The organism is Myxococcales bacterium, assembly GCA_012513515.1.
Classification (GTDB): Bacteria; UBA10199; UBA10199; order 2-02-FULL-44-16; family JAAZCA01; genus JAAZCA01.
This window is the reverse complement of the sequence record JAAZCA010000027.1, coordinates 1-8825: the sequence shown is the minus strand read 5'-3', so window position 1 is coordinate 8825 and position 8825 is coordinate 1. Positions and strand designations below refer to the sequence as shown.

The 8825-nt window shown below is 48.5% G+C and carries 7 protein-coding genes; 3 read left to right on the top strand and 4 right to left on the bottom strand.

The features are described 5' to 3' along the window. Nucleotides 1-177 (top strand): hypothetical protein (locus tag GX659_05410; protein NLD28226.1); only part of this gene is annotated, 177 nt, incomplete at its 5' end. A gap of 299 nt (nucleotides 178-476) precedes the next feature. Here the strand turns inward: GX659_05410 and GX659_05405 are convergent. Both GX659_05405 and GX659_05400 read right to left on the bottom strand, forming a co-directional pair. After that, a complete protein-coding gene (locus tag GX659_05405) occupies nucleotides 477-653 on the bottom strand; it encodes a hypothetical protein (GenBank protein ID NLD28225.1) in 177 nt (58 codons plus the stop codon). Nucleotides 654-989: 336 nt separating this feature from the next. After that, nucleotides 990-1268 carry a hypothetical protein gene (locus GX659_05400; protein NLD28224.1) on the bottom strand — a complete coding sequence of 93 codons (279 nt, stop codon included), beginning with the start codon at nucleotides 1266-1268 and terminating at the stop codon, nucleotides 990-992. Nucleotides 1269-1465: 197 nt separating this feature from the next. On the opposite strand from GX659_05400, the gene GX659_05395 reads away from it, so the two are divergent. Together GX659_05395 and GX659_05390 are read left to right on the top strand one after the other, a co-directional pair. Next, nucleotides 1466-4219 carry a hypothetical protein gene (locus GX659_05395; GenBank protein NLD28223.1) on the top strand — a complete coding sequence of 918 codons (2754 nt, stop codon included), beginning with the start codon at nucleotides 1466-1468 and terminating at the stop codon, nucleotides 4217-4219. Beyond that, complete coding sequence (locus GX659_05390; protein ID NLD28222.1) at nucleotides 4197-7163, top strand: ATP-dependent helicase; 2967 nt, start codon at nucleotides 4197-4199, stop codon at nucleotides 7161-7163. Before GX659_05395 ends, GX659_05390 begins: the two co-directional genes overlap by 23 nt. On the opposite strand, the gene GX659_05385 is transcribed toward GX659_05390, so the two are convergent. Together GX659_05385 and GX659_05380 are read right to left on the bottom strand one after the other, a co-directional pair. Further along, nucleotides 7156-7635 (bottom strand): hypothetical protein, encoded by a 480-nt coding sequence (locus GX659_05385; protein ID NLD28221.1) that lies wholly within the window; start codon nucleotides 7633-7635, stop codon nucleotides 7156-7158. The two genes, GX659_05390 and GX659_05385, sit on opposite strands and share 8 nt — an antisense overlap. A gap of 237 nt (nucleotides 7636-7872) precedes the next feature. Further along, complete coding sequence (locus GX659_05380) at nucleotides 7873-8241, bottom strand: conjugal transfer protein TraR (protein NLD28220.1); 369 nt, start codon at nucleotides 8239-8241, stop codon at nucleotides 7873-7875. Nucleotides 8242-8825: the final 584 nt, after the last annotated feature.

Here is an 8825-nt window from a genome sequence, read left to right as displayed (position 1 = left end):
GCCCCGGACGGGATGAGATATGTAGAGCTTGGCTATGATGAAGGGATAACATCCCTGCCGGGGATCTCCCACGCCGGAGGAAGGCAATACTCGCAGGTGAAGTCGATAATAAAAATGCAGCAGTTGCATTCCCCCGATACGCCCCCGGCGATACCTGTGGATGTCTATCTTAAGTGATCTCTGAAAAATCAGCAAATTCAGGGCACCTCTAAAAGCTATGCGCTTGTCATCCCGCAACGACCGTGACCGGGGAAAAACAGAAGCTAGAAGCGAGAGGCTAGAAGCTAGAAAAATCTCGCCTGTAGAAATCTCGCTTCTCACTTCTAGATTCTAGCTTCTTGATGTTTTGGTCGATGCTCAATTCTCCATGGTCGAAGTTATTTGTTGGAACGGCAATGTGACCATTTGTGGCGCGTTGGTCATAAAAATTGGTCCGTTCGGTTAAATGAACGGACCAAGGGTAAAAAACAAAAGAATCAAAGACTGCGCCACTTCTTGGAGTCCCTGGGTGGAGCAACACAACGGAAACCGATATCGTAGCCGTGATAGTCGCCGTGATAGTCGGGATGTCTCAAGTAGCGGGGATGAACAGCACCATCTGGCTTTTGAAGCACCATCCCTGCCGGACAAACTAACTCGCCTATACCGATCATAAAACCCTCCTATTTTTGCCTTTCAATCGGCACAAACAGAAAAAAGTTGTGTGGTATTTTGTGTTTTTTCGACTTAAAAATCAGGGTATTACACTGAACTTCCCAAGTCAATAATCCAAAAGAAGAAGCGCATCGCCTCCCCTTCCGCCGCGACGGGAAAATCAAGAAGCCAGAATCTAGAAGTGAGAAACGAGATTTCTACAGGCGAGATTTTTCTAGCTTCTAGCCTCTCGCTTCTAGCTTCTGTTTTTCCCAGTCACGGCAGTTGCAAGATTAGATTGCGAGTAGAAATGCGAAATGCCGGGGGCAGATTGCGGCTAGTTCAGCTAATACATCTTATCTGTCCCTTATTCTGTCGCGCTGGATCCTCTCGAACTCCCTGCCACCATCAACATTTCCGGAGGACCTGTTCATCCTGTCAGCAGGGGAGCTTCTCCCGAGTTCGACTCGAGTGCTGGATCCATGACCGCTTTCACGATTGAGCCTGGCTTCGACATTGCTTCTGCCGGTACTCCCACGATCCTTCCCTTCGGCTCCGGAGCTCACACGTGCCAGAAAAATCGAGGTCGCCAGCAGGATTATCAACAAAACACCCGTTGCGATTGCCTTTTTCACATCCCCCTCCTTTCAAAAACTTCGTGACGAGCCCTTTCCACAGCAATCCGCACGCCAAAACCTTTCAAGCTTAACATGCTGTTTTATATGGAATATTCTAAACTCGGCCATTCCCCAAAGGATAGCACCGTCGTAAAATTGACGAAGGGAGCGTGCTCCTTCTTGACCGCGAGGCAACAGCCTGAGATGAATGGCAGATGCCTGTCACTCTGATAAAGGGTCCTATAAACTCCGGGAAAACCTCATTCATCCTGGGGAAAGCGGCGACGCGCGATGCCGTAATCGTGGTGCCATCCGAGGGCTCAGCTTCCATGCTGAGACGGGCGGCGATCTTCGGGAGGCTGACCGGATCATCAAAGAGAAAAGCGATATTCGGCAGCGAGATTCTTTCCTGGCAAAGATTTCTCCAGGAGATAGCCTCCCCGCAAAAGTACACAATGACGCGTACGCAACCCGCCCTCCTCTTTCATTCTATACTGCCTGAAGTTGGGCTCGAATATTTTAAATCCAAGAGGCCATCACTCGGAACAGCGAGGCAGTTCGCCGACACCGTAATTCGCCTGAAATCCAACGGCATCGACGCTGTGAAGCTCAGAAATATTCTTGATACGAGAGGTGGAGTGAAAGAGAACGATCTACTTCGCTCCTTCGAAGCCTACGAGGAAAGAAAGAAGTCCCTCGAAATATTGGATGAGGGCGACACATTTCTCGCAGCCCTTGAACGCATACGAAGAGCCGACGCACCCATAGGCCATAAAAATCTCGTCGCATTCGATGAATTCTTTCGGTTTCTCCCCGGACAAAGCTCTATAATATCCGCAATGAAGGAGAGCTACCCTTCCATTGAAATTTTGGTGTCGGCCCCCTCCTGCTCAAAACAAGAAAAAATATATGATGACGTTATCAAGAGAGAGCTCTCCGAAATAGAAAAAATTGCTGACGACGAAGTCGAACTCTTCCCAAAAAACTTCGACGAACCTCGAATACGCATCATGGCGGCAAGATCAACAAAACAGGAATGCAGGTCCCTTGCCAGAATCATGATGGAAAACCCCCATGAAGATACAAAAAGAAGCGATACGGTTCTCTGCACCCGCCGTTCCGACTCCTTCACAGACGATCTCATGCAGGAAGCATCGGAAATAATTGATGACCGAAATGTCCCGGTGAACGGAAACGCCCTCTCAGTTCCCGCAATACACTCCCTGCTATCTCCGGAGAATATCGCCTCATGGCAGGAGTCGGATGCTCCTGAAAATTACGCAGCGAGATGCAGGGATTTTATATCATCGATGATGTTCGTCGAAAATTGGAGAGAGGCGCTGAGCGATCCGCTCAGCCAAAAGCGCTATATCGGCAGAAGCCTTTCCGCAATAGCTGCCTTGGGGCGCGAATTGGACGATTTGTGCGCAACATGCCGCCTCTTCTCCATAGGGGAAATGTGCAAGGACGAATTCATCCAGCTACTCATGTCAGGACTCGCCTCATCTCACCACAGAGTGGCGGCTATGAGAATATTTCCGTTTCTGAATGTGGAATTTGAATCCGGGCTACCCATACCCGCGTCGCGAGTTTTCATTCCGTCGATGCTCGGAGGGAACATCCCAAAATCCAAACCGGACAAAATATTTTTTTCCGAAGGAGATTTTTTAGCAAAAAATCCGGATCGGTCGCTCGAAAAAATATTTCCTGGAGAAGAAACTCTTCTCGCGGAAGAAAGCTACCTATTCGACACATTTCGTATGAAGTGCACCAGCGATCTGTTCCTCACCTATTCCGTAATAAACGATTCCGGCGCTGAAACATCAAAGTCTCCATTCTTGGACGGAATGCCGGAAGAAGAAGTGTTACCTCCATGCGGAATCAGCAGATGCTGCCCTGAAAACAAACGCTCTCCTTCTCAAATAAGTGAACTCGTAAAAATAGAGAAGAGTAGATCGCAGGGCTCGGACGAACATCCAAACCGCCGCGGCAGAATCTCGGATGACAATGCACTCAGACTTGTGCGCGATCGCTTCACGCGGAAGGCTTACAGCGCTACAAGCCTGGAAAGATTCGCGCAGTGCCCATTCGTATTTTTCGCCGAAAAAGTTTTAAACCTGAAGCCTCTTGAGGATGAAATTCCGGAGCTGCAACCCAAAGATAGAGGAAAAATAATCCATGAAGTTCTTGAAATTTTCTACAGAGAGCATCTTGAAGATTTTCGTAATTTTTCAAGGTCCAAAATTACATCGGCGCAACTTTCAGATCTGATCGATGAGATAATAGAACAAGTATTCAATAAATATTCCGATGTCCTCTCCCGAGTCGCAGACGGCCTTCGTCCCATGCAGCGACAGCTCATTAAAATCATGGCGATGCAGGTAATATGCCTGGAGGCTGCGGAAGCATCATCCCTCGAAGAGCCTCTCTCCCCGCTGGCATTTGAATGGGAGTTCGGAAAAGTTAAGGAAAACGAATTGCCCATACAGATCAAGAACGACAAGCCCGCCTATCTTCACGGATTCGTCGACAGAATAGATAGCGATATTGCAACGACGAAATTTTTAATAATAGACTACAAAACAAGGAGTCAGGCGAAGGCGGTGATATCGGAAATTCTAAAAGGAAGAAAGCTTCAGCTGCCCGTTTATTCATACGCCGTAAAGAAGCTTCTCTTTCCCGCCGCTGCGCCGCTGGGAGGTCTTTTTGTCGACGTACTCTCGGCAAAAAAGTGCCATGGCTTCGTCCGCAAGGATGCCAACAAGATAAACTATGACGTAGGGCGAGCCCACTCTGCGGTAGATGAAAAAAAGTGGAACCAGTGCATCGATTCCGCACTATCAGCCTGCTGCGACTATATAGCCCGGATAAGAAACGGCGAATTCGACGTCTCTCCGGCCGACGGAAAGTGCGAAAAATATTGCGACTATAGAGGTGTATGCAGATATGTCGGAAAAGAAACTGACTAAATCACAAGATTATGCGGCTACTTCAATAGATGGATCCCTCGCCATAGTCGCCGGCGCAGGCTCCGGAAAAACGACCGTTCTGATCGAGCGTTTTCTAAATATCCTTGAAGGCGACTGGAACAAAATCGATCGCGTTTTGGCAATAACATTCACCGAAAAAGCCGCGGGAGAGCTAAAATCCAGACTTCGGAAAAGGGCGCCGGGCAAGTATCACTACAAAATAGAAAACTCATGGATAGGCACGTTCGATTCCTGCTGCGCCAGAATACTTCGTCAGCACGCTCCGCTGATAGCCATCGATCCGGCTTTCTTTATCATCGATGAAAACGCCGCAAATCTGATGGCAGGACAGGCGGTAAAAAACACCCTCCTCTCCCTTCTTCAAAAGAATGATCCCGATGCCTCATTCATGGTTGACTCGGTGGACTTCGGAACGGCGATAGGAGCGCTCGAGGACCTCTCCTCCTTTCGCTGGCACGCAGCAAAATCTCTTACCGACGAAAAAATAGCGGACGCGCAGGAGCGTGAAATTTTGCTGGCGCTTCGCAGCGTCTTTAAAAAAGTTACCGCATCATTAGAAAGGCAGCTCGAGCGCATAGGAGCTCTTGACTTTCAGGGTTTGGAAATAAAAGTCTTGGAACTTCTCGATTCAAGTCCAGAAGCGCTCGACCACTACAGAAAGAAATTTGATCATATACTCGTCGACGAATTTCAGGACACCAATGACGCACAGACCGAATTGATCCTCAAACTCTTCGACGAAAAAACCAACAAGCTCTGCATCGTCGGAGATCCGCGTCAGTCTATCTACAGGTTCAGGGGCGCAAATATAGATTGTTTCACCCGAATTCTGGAGATGATACGGGGCAAAGGCGGCAAATGCGCGCATCTGCTTGAAAATTTCAGATCCCGCCCGAAGATAATAGACTTCGTTAACATCTGCCAAAAAACTCTCTCCGAGGGTCTCTTCGGCAGCCTCCAGAGGGATGATATATCGGCCGTCGGCGAAGAGATGACCGCCTTCAGGGATGAAAATACGGCTCTCCCTTCTTTAGTCACCTTGAACATGGAGCTGCCCGCAGAAAGTTCATCGGAACAAAGACGACAAGCGGAAGGAAGAGCTATAGCATCCTACGTCACCGAACTGTGCGACTCGGGGAAGGCCGGATACGGCGAAATAGTCTGCCTTTTTCAAGCCCTGACATCCATAGCGCCATACGAGAAGGCTTTTCGCATAGCGGGCGTTCCATATCTGATCTTCGGCGGCAGAGGACTACTGGGACGGCAGGAGATAACCGACCTTTTATTCGTTCTTTCATATGCCTCAAACAGGGAGGATACCACCGCCCTTCTCGGCCTTCTTAGATCACCGCTCATTGGACTATCAGACGACGACCTCGTGCTCCTTTCCGGCGATGAGGGAAAATCTTTGGTCACAAATACAAGGCTCGACGAAAGATGTTCTCTTATAACCGAGATAGAGGAAATGGCGGAGCACATGCGCCCATCCGAAATTCTTACGCGCGTGATATCCATGACCGGTTACGAACAGATCTGTCAGTCACTCGACCCATCCGGAGGGATGACAGCGAATATCGATAGATTTATTTCTCTTGCGGCATCGGTTGAAAAACAGGGTCCCACACCGCTTCGCGATTTTACATCATTCATAAAGGAATTAAAGGATCGAAGCGCCCGCATCGGTGATCCGCCTGCGGCCGGAAGCACCGCCGATGCCGTAAGATTTATGAGCGTACACGCAGCAAAGGGACTTGAATTTCCAATCGTAATACTTCCTGAGTTGTTCAGGCTGAAAAAAAACAGCGGCGGCAAATGGCAGTTCACGCGCGAACGCGGCGTCGCTTTTAAACTCAAACAAAAAGAGACTCCCCTTTCCGAGCGCGAGGAGACCGCCCGTCTCATAGAAATCAAAGAACACGAAGCAAAAAACCAGGAACTCGAATCGATGAGGCTGCTCTATGTCGCAATGACTAGAGCCATGGAGCAGCTCGTCATACCCGTTCATCGAAACATGAAGAGAAGAGCTCTTTGGAACGAATGGATGATCCCAGCCATCGACGAAGCCATCACCTCTGGAATCGCAACGCCTTGGTCGCCATCCGAAAAAGAACGTGCCAATGCACAGCTTCAAATCAAACTGGATAAAAATTATTCTCCGATACCGCAATCCCTGCTTCCTGGTATCAAAAAGAATACGGAGGATATATATACTGCATCACAGATAGAATGCTACGACAGATGCCCTCAGGAATACAACCTCCGCCACGTCATAGGAATGCCGTCAGACTCGTTCATAGCGGAAAAACGCGATGAGATTCCAGCGAACGTCGTCGGATCTATCGTCCATAGCGTCTTGGAAAAAATACCTTCGAACACGGATAGCAACCTGGAATCTTTGGTGCGGAGGGCATGCTTGGCCAATGGAGTGGGGGCGAGCGAAAAAGCGCTCACTGCCGTTCACAAAGTGATCGATCCATTTCTAAAAACTGATTTCGCAAAAAACCTCGGCCGAGGAAAAAGGGAGCTCCCATTTGAGTGGGAGATCGACGGGAACTTAATAATAGGATCGATCGACTGGCTGCTCGACGACAATAAAAACCTCAGAATTATAGATTTTAAAACCGATCGACTGAATAAGAACGAAATAAACGAGCGCGCTAAGATGTATGAATTACAGATGATAATTTATGCTCTGGCCTCCGAGTCGGCCACAGGAAAAAAGATCGAATCTACTTCACTAATATTTCTCGACCCGGGAGAAGTTCACATCACTCCGGTCACCGATGAAAGAAGAAATCTCGGAACCGGTCAGATCCTCGATATAATATCTAAAATCGAAAATGGCAGATTCGGAAAAAATACAGACGCTCCATGCGCGAGGTGCCCCTACAAACACAACAGGATCTGCTGGATGGCTACTTGAGACGAACCAGTTTGTCCCATTTCCTGGCTGGGCTGGTCCTCGTCATATACCAGACCTCCTTAAATTCCGAAGCCGGCATGCGAAAATGAAGCCTTGGATCAAAGATCGTCTTGGCATCGAATATGGGGTTAAAGTCCCTAAGAACGAGTATTATCGGCGCATCGATCTCGTAGCCATAATACTTTTCGGCCTTCTGTCTAAGTATCCTCTCCAAAACCCTTACATGATCATCGGCGCTGATGATTCCATGAATATGGCTCTGATCGCGTCCGAGCATCATCATCGCCTCTTTTTTGTCATGAAATATATGGGAAATTTCAACGCCTAGAATATCTCCGTTATACAGATTCCTTACCGAAAAGTCGGGGCGTTCCCTTTTGTGCTGAAGACGATACTTGGTGTTGAACTTCCGATTATAAAGCCGAAGAAAATAGGCAAGCGCCTGCCGCTCCAAGCGTTCTTTCTCATCCATGCACGACAAGTAAACTTAATCGACGATTACGTCAACAACACGAAGTGGGGCTCTCGTTTTATAGGGACGAAATGCAACTTTCTTGTAATCGACTTAAGGAACCTCTGAAAAACTAGCGGTAAGCCGCCGCTACCGCGGGGTTCCGACCGTTCACCAGTCACGGTCGTTGCGGGATGACAAGCGCATAGCTTTTAGAGGTGCCCTGAATTTGATGATTTTTCAGAGGTTACTAAAAACCTATTCGGCGTATCCCCTTTCCTTCTTTTCCATCTCTTCCTTGCATGAGATACAAACCTCGGCCACCGGCCTAGCTTCGAGGCGCTTTATCGAAATTTCCTCGCCGCAGGATTCACATATGCCAAATTCACCCTCTTCGATCTTCTTGAGGGTTTTGTCGATTTTTCTTAAGAGGATGAGCTCCCTATCGTGAAGTCTAAGGTTCATCGCCTGCTCGGTCTCCGTGGAGGCAAGATCTATTTCATCGGGGAGATTGGCCTGTTCGAAACCAGCCACCCCTTCCTCTTTGATCTGTAATGCCGTATCAGTAATTGCCTTCCTGCGTTCCTGCAGAATCTTCTTGAAACGGTCGAGATCTCTTTTCCTCATTGTTTTCACCCCCTTACCAAGTGGCGGGCGACTATCCCCGAAATATCCACACCTGTCAACACCATTTGGGGGAACATCTCCAAGACGGGGCGGGCCCCACATGCAAAGGAAATCGCCCGACTCACAAGACGCGAGCCGGGCGACGAATATCGACGCGTGCCAACACAAAAACCGCACCCTCAGCTACTGTCCGATGCAAGCATCATCTGGATCATCCGATCGACCATGTACAAAACAACCTTCTGGCCCTTCTTCGCCTCCTGGGATGCCCCAGTGACAGTTATACTTAAGATCATTGATACCCGAAACATAATAGGAAGTTATGCACTCCGCCTCATCCGACAGGGCGTGACAACTTTCAACCTGATGATCGTTGCACATTCCAGGATCATGGTGACCATCATCGTGACCATCATCGTCGTTGGAGATACACTCAAAGAGATCCTTAGTTACACAGTAAGGTGGTCGACTTTGTCAAACAGTCATTGAGAGTTTTATAAGTGGACCGGTTCATTGTTAAGCCGCCTTCTTCTCCAGTTCGATTTCCTTGAAATAGATCTCTGCGGGGTAGTTGTAATCCAAAG